Raw genomic sequence first — 26,369 nt, forward strand, 5'->3', positions numbered from 1 at the left:
ATGGGTAACTGGTAACCATGGCAGATTCAGACTCAGGCGAACGCAGTGAAGAGCCGACGGCGAAAAAACTGTCGGAGGCTCGACAGAAAGGGCAAATCCCTCGCTCGAAAGATTTAGGCACTATGTTCGTGTTAATCAGCAGTGCGGTTGCGTTGTTGATGGTCGGTGATTCGTTAGTGCTTAGCTTGTCACAAATGATGAAGCGCATGTTTACCTTTACTCGCGAAGAGGTAATGGATACTCAGAATATTTTTAACATCGTTGGTGAGGTTTTCGCCGGTGTGATGTACCCAATGTTATGGATTTTTGCGATTATCACGCTCGCAGCCTTTGTTGGAAACACCTTGTTAGGCGGTATGAATTTTTCCTGGGAGGCAATGGCGCCCAAGGCTAGTAAGCTTTCACCACTGCAAGGCTTTAAGCGAATGCTAGGCGTACAAGCCGGGGTTGAGCTGATTAAATCACTGCTTAAGTTCTTTGTTGTCTTTTTTGTTGCGATAACCTTACTCACCGTTCTCTTTGAAGAAATCATCAGCTTAAGTTTAGAGTCAGCGCCGAGTAACTTTGGTCACGCGGTTGAGATGCTCTTGTGGATGTTCTTAGTTTTGGCCTGTTCATTGGGTATCATTGCTGCCATTGATGCGCCATATCAAGTTTGGAATCACACCCGCCAGCTCAAAATGACTAAACAAGAAGTTAAAGATGAAATGAAAAACACTGAGGGTAGCCCAGAAATTAAAGGGCGTATCCGCAGGGCGCAGTATGAGATGTCGCAACGCCGTATGATGCAAGATGTGCCACAAGCTGACGTGGTAATTACTAACCCAACTCATTACTCGGTCGCATTAAAATATGACACCGAACAAGGCGGCGCACCGATGATGATTGCCAAAGGTGCAGACCAAATGGCGATACACATACGCACTATAGCAAAAGAGCATGGTGTTGAAATTCTGCAATCGCCTGCGTTAGCGCGTTCTTTGTATTACACCGCAGAAGTTAACGAAGAAATACCTGAGGCTCTGTTTGCGGCGGTAGCACAAGTTCTGGCTTTTATTTTTCAGTTAAGAGCACACCGCTCTGGCAAAGGCCGCCGCCCAGTGCCATTGGCTAAAAACCTTCCAATCCCAGACGATTATCGATATTGATACCGCAAGAATAGTTTAAGTAGCAATTTAAGCTATTGTTTCAGTAATAGCTTTAGTTATCGCCTTTAGTTATCTAATAGTTTAGTTAGAGCCTGAGCTAGCTGGCTTACTTATTGCTTAAACGGTAGTATCCCGTAATCGTCAAAACTTTATCACTAATTAGAAATGCAGTTATTAGCGAAACTCCCTCAATTTGACAAAAGTAAAGTAAACCACCTTTCTGGCTTAGGTACGCCTTTCTTAGTAATGGCCGCACTTGGCATGATAGTACTGCCAATGCCTGCCATGCTATTGGATGTACTTTTTTCATTTAACATTGCTTTATCACTCGTGGTGTTGCTGATTACGGTTTATACCTTAAAGCCGCTAGATTTTGGCGCATTCCCATCGGTATTGTTGATTGCGACTATCCTTCGGTTGTCATTAAACGTGGCAAGTACGCGCGTGGTGCTGCTGGAAGGTCATGAGGGGCCTGATGCTGCTGGGGCAGTCATTGAAGCGTTTGGTTCGGTTGTTATTGGTGGTAACTACGCGGTCGGTTTAGTGGTCTTCCTAATTTTGATCATCATTAACTTTGTTGTAGTCACTAAAGGTGCGGGTCGTATTTCTGAAGTAACGGCGCGTTTTACCCTAGATGCTATGCCAGGTAAACAAATGGCTATCGACGCCGACCTTAATGCTGGCTTTATCACGCAAGACCAAGCACGTGAACGCCGCCAAGAAATCACCAGTGAAGCAGATTTCTATGGTTCGATGGATGGTGCCAGTAAGTTCGTAAAAGGTGATGCGATAGCAGGTATTTTAATTCTTTTCATTAACATCATTGGTGGCCTAGTCATCGGCATGGTGCAGCATGACTTAAGCTTTGATGCTGCTGTTGAGATCTACACCTTACTAACGATTGGTGATGGCTTAGTTGCACAGATTCCGGGCTTATTGCTTTCAGTAGGCACTGCAATCGTGGTTACCCGCCAAAATACCTCTGAAGAAATGGGCAAGCAGGTCAGCAGTCAGTTAGGTCAAGCCCGTTCACTGTATATTGCGGCTAGCGTCATGTTCGTTATGGGGATTGTCCCTGGTATGCCGCATTTTGCGTTTTTAACGTTTGCAGCATTAATTGCCGGTATTGCTTACTTCGGTGAAAAACTGAAAGCGAAAAAAGCGGATGAGGCTCAGCAGAAAGCCCAAGAAGAGCAAGTACAAACTCAACAAAAAGAAGAAGAAACGAAAGATTTAAGCTGGGATGATGTAAACCATGTTGATGTAATTGGGCTAGAAATTGGTTATCGCTTAATTCCGTTGGTGGACAAAGCACAAGGTGGTGAGTTACTCAATCGCATTAAAGGGGTCAGAAAGAAACTTTCGCAAGAGTTTGGTTTCCTTGTGCCGGCAGTGCATATTCGCGATAACTTGGACCTAGAGCCAAACACTTATCAAATTTCATTAATGGGGGTTGCGGTAGGTGAAGCGGAAATTCGCCATGATCATGACTTGGCAATTAACCCCGGCCAGGTATTTGGACAACTTGACGGAATTCCGACGAAAGACCCTGCTTTCGGCTTAGATGCTGTATGGATCAAGCAGAATCAACGGGAACAAGCGCAATCGCTTGGTTACACTGTGGTAGATGCGGCTACGGTACTGGCTACACACTTGAGCCAAATCTTAAGTAACAATGCGTCACAGCTTATTGGTCACGAAGAAGTGCAAAACTTACTCGACCGTCTAGGCCAGAATTATCCGAAACTTGTTGAAGGACTAATTCCTGACGTTCTGCCACTTGGCACCGTTGTTAAAGTGCTACAAAACTTAATGAACGAAGGTGTTGCAGTGCGTGATATGCGCAGCATTATTCAGACACTAGTAGAGTATGGTCCGAAGAGCCAAGACCCAGAAGTATTAACGGCTGCAGTGCGAATTACGCTTCGTAAATTTATCATTCAAGACATGGTCGGTTCGGCAAATGAAGTGCCTGTCATAACATTGGCGCCAGAGTTGGAACAGATGTTGCATCAGTCTATGCAGATGGCTGGTGATGATGGCGCAGGTATAGAACCTGGTCTTGCAGAAAGACTGCAAAAATCATTAACCGATGGCGCACAACAACAAGAATTAAGCGGTGAAACACCTATCTTGTTAACGTCAGGCATACTAAGAACGGTATTAGCGAAGTTTGTTAAATACACGATTCCTGGCCTGAGAGTGATTTCTTATCAAGAAGTTCCAGATGATAAGCAAATCAAGATTGTCAGCGCAATCGGTAACTAAACCACCAGCACAAACGTAAGAATTAGAATGCTATCTGCTGAATTAAGGGGTTATCAGTGAAGATTAAACGTTATGTTGCTAAAGATATGAGAACTGCGTTGGCACAAATCAAAGAAGAGCTGGGTGCTGACGCTGTCATTATGTCAAACAAGAAGATTCCTGAAGGTGTCGAATTAATGGCGGCTCAAGACAACAACGCACGTGTTGAGCCAAGAATGAGCCAGTCTCAAGAGACAGCTCAAACTAAACGTGATCTTGCTGACGACGTAGTTAATCTATCGGCGCCAGCACCTGCAGCGTCTGGTACTCATCAGCAAACTGAGCCACAACAGCGTATTGAACCGCACCTATCGGGTTTAGAAATGTCGGGTTTAGACAGTGCTGAGCAAGCGCAATCTCCAGCTGATAGCTTAAGTGCATTGTTGGCTAGAAACGTTCAGCAACAGCCTGTTTCGCAGCCGCAAAGCAGTCAAGCTAGTCAATCTAGTCAAGCAACTGCTGTGTCCAAAAACAGTCACGATACTGCAACACCAGATTTAGAACTGCAATTAAAACAGTTTACTGACAAGCTTCAGCAGCAACATGCTGGCACTGAAGCTACTCAAAACGAACAACCTTTCTCGACTGAAGATGATGGTTTTGGTGTACCTGCCAACGCTGCTATTCCTGCTCAAGCTGCTAATACCCCAACAGCAGCATATGGCAACGATTCAAGCGTAGTTAGCATGGACGCATTTAACCAAATGAAAGCTGAAATGGCTTCTATTCGTCAATTGTTGGAACATCAAGTATCAGGCCTAATGTGGCAAGACATGGCGCAAAAAGACCCCAATCGCGCTATGTTAATTGACCGCTTGACTTCGCTTGGTTTGAACGAGCAGTTAGCTGATCAAATTGCAGGCTTTGTCCCTACGCATTTAGACGAAGAGCAAAGCTGGCAAAGTGCGCTGCAATTATTGAGTAGCCAAGTAAATACCACTAACAACGACATTATTCACCGTGGTGGTGTGGTATCACTAGTGGGCCCAACCGGTGTTGGTAAAACAACAACTTTGGCTAAATTGGCAGCACGTTTCGCACAAGTTCATGGCGCAGATAGCATTTTGCTAATCTCTACTGATACATACCGTATCGGTGGTTTCGAGCAACTTGAAACTTACGGCAAAATTATCGGCTGTCCTGTGAAGCTAGCGAAAGACAGTGATGCACTTGAACAGTTAATTCAGCAATACAGCAGCAAGAAGTTAATTTTGATCGATACTGCAGGTATGGGACAACGTGACATGCGCTTAGCTGAGAACTTATCTGGCTTAGTGGCGAACTCACGTATTCGCATCAGAAACTACTTAGTATTGGCGGCTAATACGCAACAAGCAGTAATGCAGGAAAACGTTGAACGCTTTAAGAAAATTCCACTATGTGGCTGCATTTTCACTAAGCTAGATGAAAGCCTAAGTATGGGTGAAATCTTATCAACTGCGATTCAAAACGGTTTACCAATTGGTTATCTAACAGACGGTCAGCGTGTTCCAGAAGATATTAAAGTTGCAAATGCTGAAAAATTAGTTAGTCTTGCAGAGAAATTAGCAAACAAATCAGCGGTAAGATTCAATTTTAGCGCTAATAGACAACCAATGGCCTCAGCTGCCTTTGGTTAACCTTTGAGACGTAGTAGATGATTGACCAAGCAAGCGGCTTACGAAAAATGCAAGATTTAAGACAAATCAAAGTTATCGCAGTTTCCGGAGGCAAGGGAGGGGTAGGTAAAACTAACGTTTCACTCAATACCGCTATATCACTGGCTAAACAAGGCAAAAAGGTACTGGTACTCGATGCTGACTTAGGCTTAGCAAACGTCGATGTGATGCTTGGCCTGCGCGTTCAGAAAAACATTGCTCATGTACTCAGTGGTGACTGCGAACTTGATGACATCATTATTGAAGGTCCGGCTGGCATTAAGATCATTCCAGCGACATCTGGCACACAATCCATGGTGGACTTAACACCATCAGAGCATGCTGGCCTAATTCGCGCCTTCAGCGATATGCAAACTGAATTTGATGTGCTGATTGTTGATACCGCAGCGGGTATCTCAGACATGGTGCTTAGCTTTGCCCGTGCCGCTCAAGATGTGATGTTAGTAGTAACAGACGAACCTACTTCAATCACTGATTGTTACGCGTTGATGAAATTATTAAGCCGCGACCACGGTGTATTTAAATTTAAAGTGGTTGCCAATATGGTACGTAGCCCAAAAGAAGGGCAGCAGTTATTTGCTAAACTGACTAAAGTGACAGATCGTTTTCTGGATGTCGCGATTGAGTTGGTTGCTGTGGTGCCATTTGATGAAAACATTCGAAAATCGGTGCGCAAGCAAAAAGCTATCGTTGATGCTTTTCCAGATTCGGCAGCGTCAAAAGCGTTTAGCGAATTGGCAAGTAAAATCAACAGTTGGCCTATTCCCAACCGACCTTCAGGTCATTTAGAGTTCTTTATCGAACAATTGCTTGAGCAATAACGCCTCATAGGGAGTTATAGTGGTTAAAGCTAATGCTTACACTAGCTATCTTGATAAATCGGCACTAATCGAACAGCACACGGTATTAGTTAAACGTATTGCCTATCACTTGTTGGCCAGATTACCGGCAAGTGTTATTGCTGACGATCTAATTCAATCTGGCATGATTGGACTATTGGAAGCTGCGAGCAACTTTGACGGTAGCAAAGGCGCTAGTTTTGAAACATTTGCTGGCATTCGAATTCGCGGCGCTATGCTCGATGAAATTCGCAAAGGGGATTGGACTCCTCGTTCTGTTCACAAGAATAGCCGAATGATCAGCGATGCTATCAAAGCATTGGAAGGTGAACTTGGTCGCGATGTAACAGACTCGGAAGTTGCTGATAAGCTTGATATCTCCCTGAATGAATACCATCATATTCTTAATGAAGTAAGCACTGGAAAAATCATCGGCATCGAAGATTTAGGGGTGACTGATGATGTGCTTAGTTTTGATGAAGAATTTCAAGAAGATGATCCATATCATACAATTGAACATGTAACCTTTAAAAAAACGTTAACAGAATGTATTTCGACTTTACCTGAGCGTGAAGCTTTAGTACTGTCGCTCTATTACGACGAAGAGCTCAATTTAAAAGAAATTGGACAAGTTCTTGACGTTAGTGAGTCAAGAGTGAGCCAAATTCATAGTCAAGCAATGCATCGATTAAAAGCACGTATGCAATCTTGGCAAAGTTAAGTAGAATATATAGAAATTTATTGATTTATTTCACCGGAGGGTGCCTTGGATAAAAATATGAAAGTACTTGTTGTTGATGATTTCTCGACAATGAGAAGAATTGTTAAGAACTTATTACGCGATTTAGGCTTTACTAATATTCAAGAAGCGGATGATGGCAGCACAGCGTTGCCTATGTTACAAGGCGGTGACTTTGACTTTGTAGTGACCGACTGGAACATGCCGGGTATGCAAGGTATCGATCTTTTGAAAGCAATTCGCGCTGATGAGAAGTTAGCACACATTCCGGTGCTTCTGATCACTGCAGAAGCGAAGAAAGAGCAAATTGTGATGGCGGCGCAAGCGGGTGTAAACGGTTACATTGTAAAACCTTTCACTGCTGCAACCCTTAAGGAAAAACTAGACAAGATTTTTGAACGTTTAGGATAAACGCGCTAAACGCGAGGAAATTTCATGAGTAAATTGTCTAGTGCAAAGATTACTTTAGAACAAGCCAAGTCATTAGTTGAATTTATCGAGAATGGTCAGCAAGAAAAAGCTGACCAATTACTTGCTGATATTCAAAACCCAATTAATTCAGAGTTATTTGCAGAGATAGGTAAGTTGACCCGTCAATTGCATGACTCAATGATGAATTTCCAATTGGACTCACGACTAAACGACTTAGCCAATGCTGATATTCCTGATGCAAAAGAGCGTTTAAATTATGTTATTAGCCGTACAGAAGATGCGGCTAATAAGACCATGGACGCGGTAGAATCCATTTTCCCAGTTGTTGATACCATTCAAGAGCAAGTCAAAGCTGTTAATCCGCTTTGGCAAAAACTGATGCACAATGATCTGAATTTGGGTGAGTTTAAAGCACTTTGTAAAGATATCGACAAATTGCTGAAAACAACATCATCAGAAACCGAACGTATGCACGCGCTAATGACAGACGTATTAATGGCGCAAGATTTCCAAGACTTAACAGGTCAAGTGATTAGAAAAGTAATTGACCTTGTACGAGAAGTGGAAGAAAGCTTGATTAATATGCTGACAGCTTTTGGTGTGACGGAAGATGAGCAAAAAGAAAAAGCAACCCTTAAAACTGGTGAAAATCTAGTTGAAGGGCCGATTGTTAATACAGACGAGAGAGACGACGTTGTATCAGATCAAGATGACGTTGATGATCTCTTATCTAGCCTAGGATTTTAGCGGGAGTTTGGTGCATGTCCTTTGAAGCGGATGAAGAAATTCTACAGGATTTTTTAATAGAAGCAGGCGAAATTTTAGAAGCATTGTCAGAGCAACTTGTTGAGTTGGAAAATGACCCTGACAATGCTGATTTACTGAACGCTATTTTTAGAGGCTTTCATACCGTCAAAGGTGGTGCCGGATTTTTATCATTAACTGAACTTGTTGATGCCTGTCACGGTGCGGAAAATGTGTTTGACATTCTGCGTAATGGCCAACGCTCTGTAACCCCTGAATTGATGGATGTTATCTTGCAGGCGCTTGATACCATTAATGAAATGTTTGCGTTAGTGCAAAATCGCGAACAACCAGAGCCTGCTGATCCTGCTTTGCTTGCTGAGCTTCACCGTTTGAGTGAGCCAGAAGGTAGCGAAAGCGCTGCGCCAGCTCCTGCTGTTGAAGAGCACGAACCAGAGATCTTCCAAGAAACTGAAGTCGCAGCAGAATCTGCTGGCGGCGATGAAGAAATGACGGAAGACGAGTTCGAAGCACTGCTTGACGAGCTTCATGGTCCGGGAAATAGTGCAGCTTCTGCTAGCACGCCTGCTGCACAACCGGCATCTTCCAATAGCGATGAAATTACCGATGATGAGTTCGAATCATTGTTAGATGAACTTCATGGCCAAGGAGCATTCAAAACCGCAGCAAAAGAGACTACGCCAAGCCAAAGCAGTTCTTCTGACGAAATTGACGATAGCGAATTTGAAGCGTTATTGGATGAGTTGCATGGTAAAGGCAAAGCCCCAAGTGCTGCCCCTGCGACTCCAGCGTCTAAACCTGTGGCTAAACCTGAAGCAGCTAAACCACAAGCTGCCAAACCAGCAGCACAACCTGCGGCCAAGCCTGCAGCAAAAGCGCCAGCTAAGCCTGCGGCTAAAGAGAAGAAGCCTGCAGCGCCTGCGGCTCCGCAAGCGGAAACTACCGTTCGTGTTGATACTAAACGTTTAGACCAAATTATGAACATGGTTGGCGAGCTCGTGTTAGTGCGTAATCGACTAACGAGCTTAGGCCTGACGAAAGAAGACGAAGAACTAACAAAAGCGGTTTCTAATCTAGATGCAGTAACAACTGACCTGCAAGGCGCGGTGATGAAAACGCGTATGCAGCCAATCAAGAAAGTATTTGGCCGCTTCCCTCGTGTTGTTCGTGATTTGGCGCGTAGCTTAAATAAAGAAATTAAGCTGATTCTTGAAGGTGAAGAAACTGATTTAGATAAAAACTTAGTTGAAGCGCTAGCTGATCCGCTAGTTCACTTGGTTCGAAACTCAGTTGATCACGGTATTGAAGAGCCAAGCGTACGTGAGGCCAATGGTAAACCGCGCGAAGGTACAGTTATTTTATCTGCTTCACAAGAAGGTGATCATATCTTACTGACCATCCGTGATGATGGTGCGGGTATGAATGCAGAAAAGCTTAAGCAAATTGCGATTGACCGTGGTGTGTTAGATGCAGAAGCTGCGGCTCGCATGCCCGAGAAAGAAGCGTTCAACCTTATATTCGCTCCTGGTTTCTCAACGAAAACAGAGATTTCTGAAGTGTCTGGCCGTGGTGTTGGCATGGACGTTGTTAAGACCAAAATCACTCAGCTAAACGGTACCGTTAATATTGATTCTGAAATGGGCGTTGGCACCGTTTTAGAAATTAAAGTGCCGCTAACGTTAGCAATCTTGCCAACGCTAATGGTTGTTGTTGGCGAACAGATTTTTGCGTTACCACTAGCGGGCGTTAACGAAATTTTCCACTTAGATTTAACTAACACTAATGTGGTCGATGGTCAGCTTACAATTATTGTTCGTGAGAAAGCTATTCCGTTGTTCTATCTTGATCAATGGTTAGTAAAAGGTAATGAAAATAAACCACGTGATAATGGTCATGTTGTTATTGTGCAACTGGGTACACAGCAAGTTGGCTTCGTGGTTGACAGCTTAATTGGTCAAGAAGAGGTGGTGATTAAACCATTAGACCGATTACTTCACGGTACGCCAGGTATGGCAGGCGCGACAATTACTAGTGATGGTGGCATCGCGTTAATTCTTGATGTACCAAGTATGTTAAAGCACTACGCAAAAAAATCCCTCGTTCATAAAAAACTGCGCGGTTAACGCGCAGTTCCCAGGTTGCTGGCCTGCATTAGAGAATTTACATGGCATATAAAGTATTGGTGGTTGATGACTCGAGTTTTTTTAGACGTCGAGTCAGCGATATACTAAGCCAAGACTCAAACATCGAAGTGATTGATGTGGCAGTAAATGGGCAAGAAGCAGTTGAGAAGGCGGCTTCATTGAAGCCAGATGTCATTACCATGGATATCGAGATGCCAGTGTTAAATGGCATCGATGCAGTAAAAGCCATCATGGCTAACTCTCCAACCGCAATTTTAATGTTCTCGTCACTTACTCATGAAGGTGCAAAAGCAACATTTGAGGCACTAGATGCAGGTGCGTTGGATTTCTTGCCGAAAAAATTTAATGAAATAGCAAAAAACAGTGAAGACGCCGGTAGCTTGCTGCGTCAGCGAGTACTAGAACTCGCAAGAAAAAGTGGCTCGGTGAAGCGTGGCTTTATTCGACGCCCAGTTAGCCATGCAACGCCGAGTGTTCGAACACCTTCACCTACTGCTACTAAATCTATAAAGCCTCGCTTTGAACGCAAAACGCCTTCTGCAACTCCGGTTTCAGCAAAAGTTATGAATGCTGGTGAAAAACCAGCAAATGCTGTCGCGGCGACTAAGCTGCGTAAAAGCTCAGGCAAAAAATACAAATTACTAGCTATAGGCACGTCAACAGGCGGCCCTGTAGCACTTCAACAAATACTAACTCAACTTCCCACGAATTTCCCTCTGCCGATAGTTATGGTGCAGCATATGCCGGCTGCGTTTACGGAAGCATTTGCTAATCGTTTGAATTCTTTGTGTCAAATTTCCGTCAAGGAAGCGAAAGACGGCGATCGACTTGAAGCTGGCAAGGCTTACCTTGCGCCGGGTGGCATGCAAATGCTGATCGATGGTACGGAAAATGCAGCAAAACTTAAGGTGATGGAAGACAACTCTGCCAGAGTTGCTTACAAACCTAGTGTAGATATAAGTTTTGGCTCTGCTGCGAAAATATATGCGGGTGAAGTATTAGGTATCATATTGACCGGTATGGGCGCTGATGGAAGGGAAGGCTCTCGTATGTTGAAAAATAAAGGTGCTACTATATGGGCTCAAGATGAAGCCAGTTGTGTCGTTTATGGTATGCCACAGGCCGTGGCAAAAGCTGGCATATCTGAATTGTCGTTGCCGCTTGCCGAAGTCGCAGGCTCTATCCTAAAGGAGTTAGGCCATGGATAAGCTCAGTATTGCTGGGCTTATTGTTGCGCTACTTGCGATATATTTGGGATTTAGCATTGAAGGTGGTGCCATCGGCACTTTGTTTGAGCTCCCCGCGTTTATTATCGTCGTTGGTGGCACTATGGGCGCAGTACTGCTCCAGTCATCCAAAGCACAATTTAGCCACGCAATGTCCTTATTGCCTTGGATTTTTACACCTCCAAAATTTGATATCGATAAAGGCATTAACGACATTGTTGGGTGGGCACAGCAAGCTAGAGAGTCTGGTTATCTAGTGTTGGAAAATGTCGCGATGGATGTTGAAGACCGCTTTGTCAACAAAGGCTTAAACTTCCTCGCCGATGGCATTGAAACTGAACAGCTTATTACTTCAGTGGAGCTAGACTTAGAGCTTTATCGCGAACATAGTCTGCGCTCGGCAAGAATCTTTGAATCTATGGGAGGATATAGCCCAACCATTGGTATTCTAGGGGCAGTATTAGGCCTTATCCAAGCGATGAGTAATTTGTCTGATCCCGATATGTTGGGCCAAGGTATCGCAACAGCTTTTGTTGCGACAATATACGGCGTTGGTTTTGCTAACTTAATATACATTCCTGTTGCCAACAAAATCCGTGCTATTGTTCACCAGCAAACCATGTATCGTGAGATGATGGCTCAAGGTCTAATCGCAATTTCACAAGGGGAAAACCCACACGCTATTGAAAATCGTTTGTCAGCGTTTAGGTTGCAAGAATGAGTAGGCTCAGAATAAAGCGCCATGATGTTGAGCATGATGATGTTCACCGTTGGCTGGTGTCTTATGCCGACTACATGACGTTGCTGTTTGCGTTGTTCGTGGTTTTGTACGCCATGGCGATGATCAATGAAGAGCCATTTGAAACAATGACAGACTCAATAGGGCGAGTGTTCCAAGCAAATGACGAACTGCCTAAAAACCGCGGTCACGGTGACGACATTTTGCCCGTGAATTCGAGTAAAACGAATAAGCGTTTATATGGCGACGGTTTAAAAGATGATGCTGGCCCCGAGTTAACCGATGGTCAGCCAATACTGTCTAACATTGCGGATAGTGACGTTGGCACTAACTTGACCTCGCTAGAAGAAAAATTGCATACCGCCTTATATGATATCATTGAGTCAGGTTATGCTCAGTTAAAGATAGATGGTGACTGGCTGGAAATTGAGCTCAACAGTGGCTTGCTATTTCCTAGTGGCTCTTCTTCTCCAACGCGTTCAGCAGACGCGATACTAACTGTTATCAACCAAGTACTTGCGGATGTGACTAATTTTGTTCGAGTACGAGGCTATACTGATAATCAACCTATTAATAACGAAATATTCTCTTCTAACTGGGAACTTTCTGTATCCAGAGCGACTGCGATTTTACGCTTGCTTGAAGAGCTTGGGGTAACCCCTGCAAGAATGGCAATAGAAGGCTATGGAGAGTACTATCCTAGCGCAGATAACAGCACGTCACAGGGACGAGCGCAAAATCGAAAAGTTGTTATCGCTATTTCAAAATATGGGCTAGATCAAGAAAGCTTACTCGATACCCCAACTATCAGTGTAAAAGACGTAGAAGCGATTAAGGAAGTGGTTGATTCTACAGGTGAAGATAATAAAATTAACATCATTCGTTTAGAAAATGGTGCAATTCGCATCACGACGCGTAATGAAAACGAAACTAACAACTCAAGTGAATAGGTGCTCTATTGGTCGTTTGGACAATCGCTAATCAAAAAGGCGGGGTAGGTAAAACCACCTCAACAATAACCTTAGGGGGCTTGTTGGCCGAACGTGGACATAAAGTGCTATTGGTGGATACTGATCCTCATGCGTCGCTGAGTTATTATTTTGGTATCGAATCTGAAGATTTAGAGCTGAGCGTATACGATCTTTTTGTCAAAGTATCGACTAAAGAGCAGATAGAACAAACACTTTGCCCAACCGAATATAAGAATATTGATATCTTGCCTGCGACCATGGGGCTAGCAACACTAGACCGTTCGCTTGGTAGTAAAGGTGGCATGGGCTTAGTGCTGAAAAAAGCGATACAAAAGCTTGAAGGGCAATACGATTATGTACTGATGGACTGCCCGCCTGTACTCGGTGTATTAATGGTGAATGCACTGGCCGCTTCTGATAGAATTATCGTCCCAGTGCAAACCGAGTTTTTGGCGCTTAAAGGGCTAGACCGCATGATGAAGACAATGGAAATCATGCAAGGTGAACAACAAGAGCCATTTACCTATACCATAGTTCCGACTATGTTTGATAAACGCACTAAAGCCTCTTTACTTGCCTATCAAAAGTTACAGGAACTTTATGGTGATAAAGTTTGGCCTGGGGTTGTGCCAGTTGATACTAATTTTAGAAACGCGAGTGTCTCGCAGAAAGTACCTTCAGATTACGCAGGTAACTCTCGTGGTGTCTACGCTTATAAAAGCTTGTTGAAACATTTAATTAAACTTACCGCAGTAAATAAATAGGTTAATCAATGTCAAGATCGCTAGCTGCTAGCCAAAAAGTGATGAGGTCTTATTTATCAGAGCTACTGACGGATGAGGCTGAACAGCCTGTTGAGCATCAACCATCAATACAAACAAGCTCACAACCTGATAAAAGCCAGAGCGCGCTTCAACATAAAGAGCCAGACAGCGAGAAGCTAGAAAAGTTACTTGAGAGTGTTGCCAAACCAAGCTTACCTGTTACGGATAAAGTTACCTCGACACGCGCAGAGGCTAAAGCAAAGGTAGCAGCAACACAGGTTTTAGCACCACAGGTCGCGAAGCAACAAACGGCGCCTAAGGTTGCTGAACCCAAGGTTACTCCAGCACCTGTGTCAGATAAGTTAGTTACTGAAACAACATCTGACAGCACAGCCATTGCGACAGCAAAGAGCCAGCAGCAAGTACCAGTTAAAGCGAAAAAAGATTATCGCGAAGGTAGTTTTCAGGCGATGTTTTTTGATGTAGCAGGGCTTACTATTGCCGTACCATTGATTGAGTTAGGTGGTATTCACAATGTTGAGAGCATTAATAGTTTGATGGGCAAACCCGACTGGTTCAAAGGGGTTATGCTACATCGCGAAGAAAAAATTAATGTCGTTGATACCGCACTGTGGGTAATGCCGGAAAAATGCGATCAACAATTAATGGATTCATTAGCTTATCAATATATTATAATGTTGAGTAATAGCCAGTGGGGCTTGATGGCTGAGCACCTTGTAGATACAGTTACACTAGAACAAAGTGACGTGAAGTGGATGGATAACAACCCTAAACGTCCTTGGTTAGCTGGTCTGGTTAAAGAACGTATGTGTGCGCTATTAGATATTGACGCCTTGATTAAAATGCTAGATCAAGGGTTGAGCGTCTATCCAAATTAGTCGTATATCGAAATAAACAGTGCTGCTGCAAACGAGCGGCAATAGTTAACAACTTTGAGGACAAGAAGTATGTCTGATGAAAGACGTAGTGCAAATGAGTCAGTAGACACTAATGATGAAGTGCTACAATGGGTAACCTTCAAATTAGAGCAAGAAACTTACGGTATCAATGTAATGCAGGTACAAGAAGTATTGCGTTACACTGAAATTGCGCCTGTGCCAGGTGCGCCAGATTATGTGTTAGGTATTATTAACCTGCGTGGTAATGTGGTAACTGTTATTGATACGCGCTCACGTTTTGGTTTACAAGCGGCGGAAATTACCGATAACACGCGTATCGTTATTATTGAAGCTGAAAAGCAAGTTATCGGTATTTTAGTTGATAGCGTTGCGGAAGTAGTTTACTTAAAAGTTTCTGAAATCGATGTAGCACCAAATGTTGGTAACGAAGAAAGTGCTAAGTTTATCCAAGGTGTATCTAACCGCGAAGGTGAATTGTTGATTCTTGTTGATCTGAATAAATTATTATCAGATGACGAGTGGGATGAATTGAAACAATTCTAAATGGATTTTTTAGACTAAAAGCCTGTGTATCAGGCTTTTTTTGTGGGCGCTAAATGTGAATATCAACTTGGTTTTGATAATAGCTCTTGCCTTAGCTGTGGTGTGTTGCCTAGCTTGGCTACTAATAAAGGTTTCGCACCTTAAAGCACAAAGCAAGCTCTTGAGTAGCCAGGTAAATGCGCTCGAAATGCTGACAGCTGATTTACAAGCCAATATTCATAACATCGCACAAAAAAACGCGGAACTTAATGACCTTATCAGTACTCAAAACACGGAAAATGAGCAAGTGTCTAAGCAACTTGAGCACCGTATCAAAGGTCAGCAGCAAGCAATTGCAAACATAACCCAACAGCTTACCTTAATTGATGAGCAGCAACCCCAAGATAAATTCTATCATCGCGCTTCAAAGCTGGCAGCTAAAGGCGCTAGTGCTGAGGAAATTATGGCGGAGTGTGAGTTGCCGCGTGCTGAGGTTGAAATGTTGCTAGCCATATACAAACAAAACAACAATGAATAGCCCAAGCGCGTCTGTCTAATTGCGGATGTTATGACTTGTTAGGCAAGTGTCCGATTTTCGCTAGCGTGTTAGACTGGGCAATAATATCAAGAATTTATCATTAGGAAGTCACAGTGAATAAACCTATCCATCAAGCATTGCGTGCCGCTTTTTCATTACGTGCGGTAAAAGTGGTTGCTTTGTTATCTGTCTTGGCAGTATCAGGCTGCTCTTCAACGTCACAAGTAGAAGGTGATCCTAAAGATCCATTAGAGACAGTTAACAGAGCTTCGTGGACATTTACATGGAACTACGCTGATAAATATGTGTTAAAACCAGCAGCAACTGCCTATACAGAGTATACGCCAACGTTTTTACGTACAGGCCTTCACAACATGGCTCTCAACCTTAATGAGCCGTCTTCTTTTATTAATAACCTACTACAAGGTAAGTTTTCCAATGCGGGTAAAAGTGCCGGGCGATTCGTACTTAACTCTACGGTAGGTCTACTTGGCTTTTTTGACCCCGCGAGTGACTTTGGTTGGACGGGCACACAAGAAGAGTTTGGCGAAGTAATGGCGGTATACGGTGTAGGTGATGGTCCTTATATCGTCATCCCAGCACTAGGGCCGAGCTCGGTACGAGACGAAGTAGGTGACTTTGTCGATCGTTATTACTGGCCTTTAGCGGTTATCGATTTTTGGCCTAACGTAGTGCGCAGTGCCATCATCGGATTAGAAGCAAGAGCATCTTTAACGCAGCAAGAACAGCTTATCAATAATGCTATAGATCCCTATGAGTTTGTTAAACAAGCTTATTTCCAGAACATGGAATATCGCGTCTATGATGGCAAACCGCCAATAAAGGTAGACGAAGAGGAAGAAGCTGAGCTTGATGCCTATTTAGACGAGCTAGATGAAGAGTGAAGCTCATAGCTTGACTTGTTATTAAACTAATATCGACCTTAACAAAACTGGCCCATATGATAGAATTTGCGCCAGTTTTACAAAACAAAAAATTAGTCCTCAGGAAATTCGCTGTTCAATGAAATATATTTCTACCCGTTTGATGTCGGCCTTGCTTGGTTTGACCTTATCAATGAGTGCGATAGGTACACAAGTGCCTAGCTCCATTACGCCACAACAACTAGAGCAATTTAAAAAATTGCCAGTTTCCCAACAACGTGCGTTGGCACAAAGTATGGGGGTGGATTACAACGCGATAAAAAGACAACTACAGAGTGTGGGCTCTACAAAGAACCAAGATAGCTTTGTTGAACAGCAAACGGTTTACCCGAGAGGAACTCAATTTGATGAATTTGGTAATCCAATTCTGCCTGAGGATGAGTTGCTAGAGGAAGAAGAGGAGGATACTGAGCCACAACCGTTTGGCTATGATGTATTTGCTAATGCACCTTTTACTTTTGCGCCTACTATGGATATTGCCGTACCAGCTGACTACATTATTGGCGCTGGTGACACCATCAAAATTCAAATGTTTGGCAAAGAAAGCAATGAATTTGAGCTAGAGGTAAATCGACAAGGTGATGTTGTTATACCGGATCTTGGCCCATTTAGTGTTGCTGGTTTAACTTATACGGAAGTTAAACAATATTTCGCCTCGCAAATTAAGAAAAAAGTACTCGGTGTGGACGTCGTCGTAACTCTTTCAGATTTGCGAGCGATGCGCATATTTGTTGCCGGTGATGCGTTTAAACCTGGCCCTTATGTAATGAGTGCGCTATCTAGCGTTACGCATGCCATCTTTGCTGCAGGTGGTATTAATGATATTGGCTCGTTGCGCAATATCCAAGTTAAACGAGCAGGTAAGCTTGTTACAACAATAGATTTGTATGACCTATTAATCTATGGTGACTCATCAAGTGACATCTTACTAAAATCCGGTGATGTTGTTTTTGTTGCGCCTGTAGGTGAACGGGTGACTGTTACAGGTGAAGTTAGACGCCCAGCCATTTATGAACTAAAAGCAGGGGACAATTTTGAAGCGGTGATCAAAATGGCAGGAGGCTTATTACCTTCAGCATACCCAACTGCAAGTGTTGTAGAGCGTTTTAACCAGAGCAATATTCGAACAATAGTAAATGTTAACCTGAGCGAGCCAACTCAATTGAATGAAAAGGTCAAGGGCGGCGACAATTTGAAGGTGTTAAAAACGTCTGAGCAGTTTGATGATTCGGTTACACTTATTGGTGCTGTAACTAGGCCCGGAAAGTACCAGTGGAAAACAGGAGACAAGGTAAGTGATTTACTTCCTAGTATTCACTCTTATATGCTTGACGATGCAGACTTAAGTTACAGTTTAATCATCCGTGAAAAAGATATAGGGAGGAATATTGAGGTTTTACAGTTTAGCCTGTTTAAAGCGATTAGTGATAACGATTCCGCTGACAATTTAACGTTGAAAGCCCACGACCGTATTTTGATCTTTTCTACAAATGACAAGTACACAGACGCTGAATTATCTCTAGACGCCCTAGCAATGACTCATGATGAGCTTAAGGATAAAGAGAAAGACAGAGCAAAGTCACTTTTTGAAGAGAAGCTATTCTGGTTAGAGTACGGTGACGAAGAAGATTTGAAACAAAAAGGTGACGCTGATAAATCATTAGAGTTAGCAAAGAAATCACTCGAGGAGCTTACAGGCGGTGCTGCTGAAGAAGAAGTTGCCATAAGGGACATTAGAGTATTTTCTCGTCAAAGAATGCTTGTCCCTGTAATTAACAAACTTCAACAACAAGCAGCAAGCGGTGAACCATTGCAACTTGTCGAAATCGCTGGGGCTGTAAAATATCCAGGTATCTATCCTCTAGCTAAGAACAGTAGGGTAAACGATATGATTGCAGCTTCCGGTGGATTATTAGAGTCTGCCTATTTGGAAAGAGCTGAAATCACTAGAAATGAAATAATTGGAGGAAAAGCAAACAAGTCATCGCTTAATGTCAACCTTCGAGAAGCTTTATCTGGAAAAACTATCGAAAACATTCCCGTAAGGAGTAAAGATAGGCTTAACATTCACGTGATTCCCGCATGGCAAGAAAATCACATAGTCGAGCTACGAGGTGAATTCCTTTTCCCAGGTAAATATACGATTCAACGTGGTGAAACATTAGTACAGCTGATTGAGAGAGCTGGTGGTTTTACAGAGTTTGCATATCAAGAAGGTTCGATTTTTACACGCGAGAAGTTAAAACAGCTGGAGTTACAAAATATATTAAAAGTAACAGAAAGCCTTCGTGCTGAAATTGCGTCCAAAAGCTTGTCGCAAAAAGATGCGCAAAATATTGATTATCAACAGGCTAAGCTACTGCTTGCGGATTTAACCAAAGTACAGCCAGTAGGGCGTTTAGTTGTTGACTTACCAACAATGCAGCGTGATAAAGAGCTAGATATATTATTGGAAGATGGTGACGTATTATATGTACCAACTAAGCAAAATTCAGTAAATGTTGTAGGACAAGTACAAGTTGCAACATCGCACCTTTATCGCAGTGATTTAGACGCGTTTGACTATGTTGAATTAAGCGGTGGAATTAAGCAACAGGCTGACGAAAAACGCATTTATGTAATAAAAGCCAATGGTCGCGTTGTATTGCCAGAGACTGCAAATTGGTTTACTAGCAATCAGGCTGGGGTAAGCCCAGGGGATACTGTTGTGGTACCATTGGATTCTTATTTTGTTGATAATTTAAGCTTGTGGGCGCTGGGCACGCAAATCGTGTATCAAGCATCAGTAGCCATAGCAGCTATTGCTGGGTTATAAATATTCAGCTAGCTTAGGTCTTAATTTGCTAGCTAACTTAAGAGGGGGCAACTATAATGCCCCTTCTTTGAAACGGATTGTTAGAAGCCCGATTCGTTGTTACTAACTTCATAACTTATCGTAAACTATGTTTGATTTTTTCGCGCTACTCGTAGCATTTTGCTGCTCTATATTGACCATTAAGGTCCTACTCCCATTGGCTCCTCATATTGGCCTTATCGATTTACCAAATGAACGTAAAAAGCACGATGGTGCGATACCATTGATTGGCGGTATATCTATATTTACAGGTGTATTGATTGCATCAACAATATTTATTGATAATAGTCATGTTGTAAATTTGTACTTAATATCCTCTGCATTGATTGTCTTTATTGGTACGTTGGATGATATTTATGATTTGAGTGTTGGCTCAAGAATGCTCTTTCAAGGTATTGTTGCTTGTATATTAGTTTTTGGTGCAGGCCGTTATATCAATGACTTTGGTGCAATATCAGGGGGAGAGTCAATTTTTATCGCTGAGTATGGCATGATATTCACGATATTGGCTGTAATTGCTGCTATTAATGCATTTAATATGGTAGATGGAATAGATGGTCTAGCTGGGTCAATGAGTATTATAACTATTGGTTCTATCGCTCTATTAATGTCAATCAAAGGAAGTAATGAAAGTGTTTTATTACCTTTGCTCATCGTTGTTTCAACTATCCCTTACCTGTTCTACAACGTGAGTAGACGAAACCCTAGAGGGAAGAAAATTTTTATGGGTGATGCTGGTAGCATGTATATGGGGCTTACTGTGATTTGGCTACTAACTATTTGCTCGCAAAGTAATGGTGGTGCTCAACACACTTTCCGACCTGTAACAGCGCTTTGGCTCATTGCTATCCCTTTGATGGATATGGTAGCAATTATGTTTAGACGTGCCCGTAGAGGGGATTCTCCATTTAAAGCTGACAATAGCCACATTCATCATATTTGTATGGGCCTAGGGTTGAGCTCGAGAAAATCATTGTGGCTATTAAGCGCAGTTTCAGTAGCGCTAGCTTCAATTGGAATATTAGGCGAACTTTATCAAGTTGCGGAACAGATAATGATGTACAGCTTTTTGCTTGTTTTCGTAGCTTATGTATTTGCTATAGAGTCAGCCCAGAAGCTTTCCGATAAAAGAAAACATGCTTAGTTACCTACCTTTTTCGTCTATCGACAGTATAAATTCTGATTGATAGACTCTACTCAGTTATTTTGCAGGAACATTATTAATGAAAAGATCAATGCCTTCGGGTTTTACCCTTATTGAATTACTTATTGTTATTACCATTCTTGGACTATTAATGTCACTTGTTGCACCAAAAATGTTTGGCAAAGTTGATTCAACGCAACGCAAGACGGCAGCCGCTCAAATGCAGAATATTGAAACTGCATTAGACACTTATCGATTAGACATGGGGGGGTATCCGAAAACTTTAAATGAACTTCGCCAATCAAGTCACCCTAATTGGGATGGACCATACTTACCAAAAGAGGTACCTGTTGATCCTTGGGGGCATGCATATCAATATCAAACGCCTGGTATAGATGGAAAACCATACTCACTGTTGTCTTTTGGCAGTGATGGTCAAAGTGGTGGTTCAGATAACGCAGAAGATATTATCCACCAATGATAGCAATCGATGAGTTACTGACTCAGCAGTTTTCAGTAGCAGCAGAGGATATTGATAAAGCTAAGTCTTTTCAGCAGAAATCTGATGGTCGGATTGAAAAAATCTTGCTCAATATGGGCGTTTTATCTGACGAAGAACTTCCGAAATTTTATCACTTATTACTTGGAACCCCTTTCTTAAATAAGAGTATAGAACTTGAAAGTCAAAAGAGTGATTGGCATGAGCAGGTGAAAATAGAAGAACTAGTAGCTCATCACTGGTTTCCTGTAAGCCATAGTGAAAGAGGGTGGCTAATTGCTACATTAGACCCTTTAATGCTAGAGCCTAGGGAATTATTGACTTTTCACAAAGTGGAGTTCGAATTAGCAATACCTACCGAAGAGCAAGCTAATGCACTGGCTGATATCTATGTTAAGTCAGAGTTAGATTCATCTGACGCAGAGCTAACGCTTAATGAAGAAGAGAAGCTAAAAGAGCTAGCTAGTGAAGCGCCAACGGTTAATCTATTGAACTCCTTGATGGCTAAAGCACTTAAATTAAAAGCTTCGGATATGCATTTAGAACCTCACCTAGATAAGTATCGCGTACGTTTTCGTATTGATGGGGTATTGCAAGACATCGAAATGATCCCCGCTAAAATGCGTTTATCCGTTGCTTCTCGGTTGAAAATCCTTAGTGGGATGGATATTGCAGAAAAACGAAAGCCTCAAGACGGCAAAATCGAAATGAAGCTTGCCGGTGAAGAGTTTGATATTCGGGTGTCATCTTTACCACTTAACGATGGTGAAAGTATAGTAATGCGCTTTCTTAGAAAGCAAGCCATTAATTATTCTATGGAAGTTTTGGGGCTATCAAAGGATATTCAGGGATATATTGAACGCGACCTAAAAACTACCGCAGGAGTTATTCTCCTTACAGGTCCGACGGGAAGTGGTAAGACCACCAGTCTTTATTCGTTCCTTAACGCGATCAACGATGCGAAAGTAAAAATTATTACTTTAGAAGATCCGGTGGAATATCAGCTTGATGGTATTAATCAGGTTCAAATTCACTCTGAAATAGGTTTTGACTTTGCAGCTGGTCTTCGGAGCATTGTTCGTCAAGATCCGGATGTTATCATGTTAGGTGAAATCCGTGACTCTGAAACTGCACAAATAGCTATGCAGTCGGCGTTAACGGGGCATTTGGTTTTTAGTACTGTACATACTAATGATGCGGCTAGCGCCTATACTCGACTCATTGACTTAGGGGCTGAAGAGTTCTTACTGAATGCTGCCATTACGTCTATTATCGCTCAGCGTTTAGCAAGAAAGCTTTGCCAACATTGCTGCCAAGACGATGACCAAGCACATGAGCTCATTGAGAAATATGAGCTCAAGAAGGTAGCAGAGCAGTATGGTGTCGATTTAAACATTAAAAAGCCTTATGGCTGTGAATTTTGCAACCATACGGGATATTCGGGACGAATAGCTATTGTAGAGTACTTACCTTGTGATGAAGAGATTAAGAAATTACCTAAGGATAAGCATTTTCAGTTAGCAGCGAGGGAGTTAGCGAGAAGTAAGGGATATAGGAACCTTGTAGAGGATGGTATTTACAAGGCTGTTCAAGGAATAACAACTATCGAAGAAGTCTTAAGGGTTGCTGGTTAATGCCAAGCTACAATTATAAAGCTTACGATCGGGCAGGTACTTCGATAAGCGGGGTGATTGAAGCCGAGTCAGAGCAGCACTTTAAAAACCAGTTGAGAGCGCAAAAAGTACGGTTAGTCTCTTTTTCTGTTGACAAAAAGCCTAACTCAATAATGTTCAAACTGGGTAGCAATGATAAAGTCACCGCCAGTGATTTAGAGTTTCTTACCGCAGAGCTCAGTTTGTTGTTGGAAAGCGGTGTCAAGATAGACAAAGCGCTTCAAGTGCTCTCAAAGGCAAAAAAAGAAGGTGCGTTAGCAAAACTTCTTGTTTCGATCGCTGCGGACGTTAGAAAAGGGATTGCGCTGAGTGAGGTGATGGAAAAGCACCCTAAAGTATTCGACTCGCTCTATATCAACTTAGTTCGCATCGGTGAATCTAGTGGGCAACTTCCGCTCGTGTTTAAAGGGTTAGCGGAAGATCTAAAATACAAAAAAGAACTGAATAGCAAAATTGTTCAGGCCATAACTTATCCCGCGGTAATTTTTATGGTTTGTGTACTTGCTATATTTTTCATTTTCAATTTTGTAGTCCCAAAATTAACCGTGATGTTTGCCGATGCGGCAGAACTACCCGTTTATACTCAAGCTTTACTTTCACTTTCCGAGTGGATGCAATCATATCAAATTCATTTGGCTGCTAGCTTGGGGGCAATGATATATGGTGTTAAGTGGGCAATTGATAATGATTACATAGATGACAGACTAGATAGTTCATTACTCGGCTTACCACTAATAGGTCGCTCAATTCAGGTGATAGAGCGTATACGCTTTACCAGCGGTATGGCGTTGATGCTATCAACAGGCATAAAAGTTGATCAAGCATTAAAGCTTGCAACAAAGAGTGTAAAAAACAAAGTAGTTCGGTCAAATCTTTCCATTGCCGCTGATAAGGTTAAAAAAGGTGAGAGTATTTCTAGCTCGCTTAAGCAAAGTCAATTGCTTCCTGACCTTATGGTGTCGCTCTTAGAAGTTGGTGAAGAGTCAGGAAATATGGCGCCAATATTCTCAGAAGTTGCCGATCGCTCAAGGACAGAGTTCAGTCAGTGGACAACGCGACTAACCAGCTTAATTGAGCCTATTATGATTCTTGTTATGGGGGGAATTGTCGGTTCAGTTGTAGTGGTAATGTTGATGAGTATCGTTACAGTTAACGATATTGGTTTTTAATGCGAAAAATGCATAACTCGGTTAAAGGCTTTACGCTAATTGAGCTTATTGTTGTTATCTCAATAATGGCGATAGCGCTATCTTTAGTTGGGCCTTTGACTATTGAATTTATTGCTAAAGCACAAGCACAATCTGAATTAGTAAGCTTGAAGAATAGCTTAAAAAAAATTAGCTTTAAGGCATTTTCAACAGCAACAGAGCACCAGGTATTGTTTAATAACAATGTCTTATCTCTGTACACTAGAGAACAATTAGTTGATTCAAAAACATTTGAGCATTTGCACTTTGACAAGCAAGCAATTAAATTTAATGGGCGGGGATATCCATTCCCAGAAGTGCTAAACCTCGACAAACTAAACAAGCAAGAAAGCATAAACTTATTTCGGTTAGTGGAAGGCACTGAGTTTGAAGCGTCCAAATAACCACGCTGGCTTCACTCTGATAGAAGTGATGGTAGCGGCGACTATATTGATAGTTGTTATCACAACGATGACCTTCATCTATCAAACCGCTGCGCGATCGAGTCTGGTTGCATCAAGAAACATAGAGTTGCATAGCAATATTGGATTGCTTCTTAACGATGTCAAAAGTGAGTTACGTACTAAAGGGGTTACCGAACCCAAGTCTAAATCAGGCCAGTTTGGTGCGATCAGCTATTCATGGCAATCAGAACTAATCAAAGCGGCGCCTCCCCCAGATAGATTCAATCCAGAGAAAGGGCTATGGGAGAAGCAACCTGTTAAGTTTTATTTGTGGCAAGTCACTTTGAATGTTTATTCTGGGCAAGCCTCTAAAACCTTTGTATTTAATGAATTGAGTTGGAAGTGAATGCGTCGGGAAGCTGGATTTACACTAATTGAAATGATGATTTCCATGACTATTTTGTCTATGGTGATGCTACTTGGTACTTGGAGCTTTTCGCTTTTCATTGATCGATGGGATGGTCGGCTTGGTTACTTTTCCAAGCATGCTTCGCAAGCAAAAGACTTAATCTTACTTAACGAAATTGTGAGCGGTATAAGCCCTTTTGTGTATCGCAAAAACGGACAGCCATCTTATTATTTTGAGCTCGTTGACAACCAGATAACAGGGGTAACACAAAACCCAATTTTTCATAACAATGAGTTTGCGTTGTTCAAATTATCTGTAGAACGTTCTGCTAGTGGTTTATTTTACCTATTATACAAGGAAGCTAAAATTCAAAACCTTTATCAAGCTAACACGGACATTTACGATTATGAAAAGGTACTTATTAATGATACTGCTCGCATTGATCTCAATGTATTAGCATGGGATAACTTCCAGCAAAAAATTACTGCTGAAGATCCGTTAATTAGTGATAGTAATCTTGTTCCTCAGTGGCGTTCAGGCTATGATTCTTCGCTCAGTAACTTAATGCCAATAAAAGTTTCGATCGCTACTCAGGAAGGTAATGTAACAATTCCTGTGATTAATGACCAAGGTCGCTGGTTAAACTTAATTTTAAATTTTGGCGATGAAAATGCGTAAACAACAGCGCGGCATAGCACTTTTTCAAGTGTTATTGATAACCGCGATAATAACCGTATTGGCGATTCAATTTACGCAAACAGCCAAGAACCAAGTTGCTATTGCTCAGCTGCTCGTTGATCGAGCCAAAGCCGAAGTAGCAATCAAGTCGGCAGAGTCCGAACTGGTTTTTAAGTTGTTGACTGAAAATAAAGATCAAGCAACTTCTTTTCCAAACCTAGAAAGCTGGAACTTTCATAATCAAGATTTTGCGTATAGTGATAATGTCACTGTTAGAATGCAAGACCAATATAGCTTGTTGAGTTTGTACTACATCAAAGACGGCAGTAATGTCGTTAGGTTAGCAAATTTACTTGACTTGCCTGTAAGTCAATCATTTGGTGATGTAATTATTGATTGGCAAGACGAGAATTCATTGTCATTGCCTAATGGAGCTGAGTCTTCAAGATATAGCACACCAGGTTTTCCGACCAATATTGCGTTCCAGCAAACAAGTGAAATAGCTTACCTGAGCGGTGGTAACCAAAACGTTTCAGAGCGGTTATCACCTTTTGTATCGTTGAGGCCTCATTCCTTTTTTAACCCCCTAAGCGCACCCAAAGAGATTTTGTTACTTTTTATGTCGCAACAAAAAGTAGATCAAGTACTCAAATTAAGGGAGAATGGTAACCTGACCGCACGGAATTTCAGTGCTATCACAGGGTTAAGGCAAGATGAATTGCAGTTTTTTTCAACAAGTGGTCTTTTAAGAATGGAATTCGAAGCGAGTATTGGTGAAGTAAGTTTGACTAAATCAATGGAAATAGACACAAAGCCATATGATAAGTTGCCATATATAGAATATGAAATTCGTTACTAGTTGTTA

Annotated in this window: 25 protein-coding genes; all 25 read left to right on the plus strand. The window is 42.2% G+C overall.

The window, feature by feature from the left end; translation table 11 throughout:
- The first annotated feature begins 17 nt into the window (after positions 1 to 17).
- The 25 genes from flhB to ACSLUR_RS04365 all read left to right on the plus strand — a co-directional run bounded on the left by flhB (position 18) and on the right by ACSLUR_RS04365 (position 26,363).
- Positions 18 to 1,148 (plus strand): flagellar biosynthesis protein FlhB, encoded by a 1,131-nt coding sequence (gene flhB, locus ACSLUR_RS04245; protein ID WP_116014464.1) that lies wholly within the window; start codon positions 18 to 20, stop codon positions 1,146 to 1,148.
- Between the two features lie 165 nt (positions 1,149 to 1,313).
- Complete coding sequence (flhA, locus tag ACSLUR_RS04250) at positions 1,314 to 3,416, plus strand: flagellar biosynthesis protein FlhA (RefSeq protein ID WP_448552083.1); 2,103 nt, start codon at positions 1,314 to 1,316, stop codon at positions 3,414 to 3,416.
- A gap of 56 nt (positions 3,417 to 3,472) precedes the next feature.
- Positions 3,473 to 5,074: a flagellar biosynthesis GTPase FlhF gene (flhF, locus tag ACSLUR_RS04255; protein ID WP_448552085.1), complete on the plus strand. Its 1,602-nt coding sequence runs from the start codon at positions 3,473 to 3,475 to the stop codon at positions 5,072 to 5,074.
- Positions 5,075 to 5,091: 17 nt separating this feature from the next.
- Entirely contained in the window at positions 5,092 to 5,934 is an 843-nt protein-coding gene (locus ACSLUR_RS04260) for a MinD/ParA family protein (RefSeq protein ID WP_115999546.1), read from the plus strand.
- 19 nt (positions 5,935 to 5,953) lie between these two features.
- Positions 5,954 to 6,673: an RNA polymerase sigma factor FliA gene (locus ACSLUR_RS04265; RefSeq protein ID WP_115999547.1), complete on the plus strand. Its 720-nt coding sequence runs from the start codon at positions 5,954 to 5,956 to the stop codon at positions 6,671 to 6,673.
- A gap of 45 nt (positions 6,674 to 6,718) precedes the next feature.
- Entirely contained in the window at positions 6,719 to 7,102 is a 384-nt protein-coding gene (cheY, locus tag ACSLUR_RS04270) for a chemotaxis response regulator CheY (protein WP_115999548.1), read from the plus strand.
- 24 nt (positions 7,103 to 7,126) lie between these two features.
- Positions 7,127 to 7,870 (plus strand): protein phosphatase CheZ, encoded by a 744-nt coding sequence (locus ACSLUR_RS04275; protein WP_448552088.1) that lies wholly within the window; start codon positions 7,127 to 7,129, stop codon positions 7,868 to 7,870.
- Positions 7,871 to 7,884: 14 nt separating this feature from the next.
- The gene (locus tag ACSLUR_RS04280; RefSeq protein WP_448552090.1) at positions 7,885 to 10,011 is read left to right on the plus strand and encodes a chemotaxis protein CheA; all 2,127 of its coding nucleotides are present in this window, start codon (positions 7,885 to 7,887) and stop codon (positions 10,009 to 10,011) included.
- Positions 10,012 to 10,052: 41 nt separating this feature from the next.
- Positions 10,053 to 11,240 carry a protein-glutamate methylesterase/protein-glutamine glutaminase gene (gene cheB / locus ACSLUR_RS04285; protein ID WP_448552092.1) on the plus strand — a complete coding sequence of 396 codons (1,188 nt, stop codon included), beginning with the start codon at positions 10,053 to 10,055 and terminating at the stop codon, positions 11,238 to 11,240.
- Positions 11,233 to 11,979 carry a flagellar motor protein gene (locus ACSLUR_RS04290; protein ID WP_448552094.1) on the plus strand — a complete coding sequence of 249 codons (747 nt, stop codon included), beginning with the start codon at positions 11,233 to 11,235 and terminating at the stop codon, positions 11,977 to 11,979. Before cheB ends, ACSLUR_RS04290 begins: the two co-directional genes overlap by 8 nt.
- Positions 11,976 to 12,947 (plus strand): flagellar motor protein MotB, encoded by a 972-nt coding sequence (locus ACSLUR_RS04295; protein WP_448552096.1) that lies wholly within the window; start codon positions 11,976 to 11,978, stop codon positions 12,945 to 12,947. The genes ACSLUR_RS04290 and ACSLUR_RS04295 overlap by 4 nt, the downstream gene beginning before the upstream one ends.
- Positions 12,948 to 12,955: 8 nt before the next feature.
- Entirely contained in the window at positions 12,956 to 13,732 is a 777-nt protein-coding gene (locus ACSLUR_RS04300) for a ParA family protein (RefSeq protein WP_115999554.1), read from the plus strand.
- A gap of 8 nt (positions 13,733 to 13,740) precedes the next feature.
- Entirely contained in the window at positions 13,741 to 14,631 is an 891-nt protein-coding gene (locus tag ACSLUR_RS04305) for a chemotaxis protein CheW (RefSeq protein WP_448552099.1), read from the plus strand.
- A gap of 69 nt (positions 14,632 to 14,700) precedes the next feature.
- The gene (locus ACSLUR_RS04310; RefSeq protein WP_115999555.1) at positions 14,701 to 15,195 is read left to right on the plus strand and encodes a chemotaxis protein CheW; all 495 of its coding nucleotides are present in this window, start codon (positions 14,701 to 14,703) and stop codon (positions 15,193 to 15,195) included.
- Positions 15,196 to 15,355: 160 nt separating this feature from the next.
- The gene (locus ACSLUR_RS04315) at positions 15,356 to 15,712 is read left to right on the plus strand and encodes a DUF2802 domain-containing protein (RefSeq protein WP_258872108.1); all 357 of its coding nucleotides are present in this window, start codon (positions 15,356 to 15,358) and stop codon (positions 15,710 to 15,712) included.
- Between the two features lie 113 nt (positions 15,713 to 15,825).
- Positions 15,826 to 16,617 carry an MlaA family lipoprotein gene (locus ACSLUR_RS04320; protein ID WP_448552102.1) on the plus strand — a complete coding sequence of 264 codons (792 nt, stop codon included), beginning with the start codon at positions 15,826 to 15,828 and terminating at the stop codon, positions 16,615 to 16,617.
- Positions 16,618 to 16,879: 262 nt separating this feature from the next.
- The gene (locus tag ACSLUR_RS04325; protein ID WP_448552104.1) at positions 16,880 to 19,471 is read left to right on the plus strand and encodes an SLBB domain-containing protein; all 2,592 of its coding nucleotides are present in this window, start codon (positions 16,880 to 16,882) and stop codon (positions 19,469 to 19,471) included.
- A 127-nt stretch (positions 19,472 to 19,598) separates the two neighbouring features.
- A complete protein-coding gene (gene wecA / locus ACSLUR_RS04330; RefSeq protein ID WP_448552106.1) occupies positions 19,599 to 20,654 on the plus strand; it encodes a UDP-N-acetylglucosamine--undecaprenyl-phosphate N-acetylglucosaminephosphotransferase in 1,056 nt (351 codons plus the stop codon).
- 79 nt (positions 20,655 to 20,733) lie between these two features.
- The gene (gene gspG / locus ACSLUR_RS04335; RefSeq protein WP_448552108.1) at positions 20,734 to 21,135 is read left to right on the plus strand and encodes a type II secretion system major pseudopilin GspG; all 402 of its coding nucleotides are present in this window, start codon (positions 20,734 to 20,736) and stop codon (positions 21,133 to 21,135) included.
- Positions 21,132 to 22,787, plus strand: coding sequence for a GspE/PulE family protein (locus ACSLUR_RS04340; RefSeq protein WP_448552110.1), 1,656 nt, complete (start codon positions 21,132 to 21,134; stop codon positions 22,785 to 22,787). Before gspG ends, ACSLUR_RS04340 begins: the two co-directional genes overlap by 4 nt.
- A complete protein-coding gene (locus ACSLUR_RS04345; RefSeq protein WP_448552112.1) occupies positions 22,787 to 23,995 on the plus strand; it encodes a type II secretion system F family protein in 1,209 nt (402 codons plus the stop codon). Before ACSLUR_RS04340 ends, ACSLUR_RS04345 begins: the two co-directional genes overlap by 1 nt.
- Positions 23,995 to 24,417, plus strand: a complete 423-nt coding sequence (locus ACSLUR_RS04350; RefSeq protein ID WP_448552114.1) for a pilus assembly FimT family protein — start codon at positions 23,995 to 23,997, stop codon at positions 24,415 to 24,417. The genes ACSLUR_RS04345 and ACSLUR_RS04350 overlap by 1 nt, the downstream gene beginning before the upstream one ends.
- Positions 24,401 to 24,823, plus strand: a complete 423-nt coding sequence (locus ACSLUR_RS04355; protein WP_448552116.1) for a PilW family protein — start codon at positions 24,401 to 24,403, stop codon at positions 24,821 to 24,823. Before ACSLUR_RS04350 ends, ACSLUR_RS04355 begins: the two co-directional genes overlap by 17 nt.
- Positions 24,824 to 25,504 carry a prepilin-type N-terminal cleavage/methylation domain-containing protein gene (locus tag ACSLUR_RS04360; protein ID WP_448552118.1) on the plus strand — a complete coding sequence of 227 codons (681 nt, stop codon included), beginning with the start codon at positions 24,824 to 24,826 and terminating at the stop codon, positions 25,502 to 25,504.
- Entirely contained in the window at positions 25,497 to 26,363 is an 867-nt protein-coding gene (locus ACSLUR_RS04365) for a type II secretion system minor pseudopilin (protein ID WP_448552120.1), read from the plus strand. The genes ACSLUR_RS04360 and ACSLUR_RS04365 overlap by 8 nt, the downstream gene beginning before the upstream one ends.
- Positions 26,364 to 26,369: the final 6 nt, after the last annotated feature.

Source organism: Thalassotalea montiporae (genome assembly GCF_053485855.1).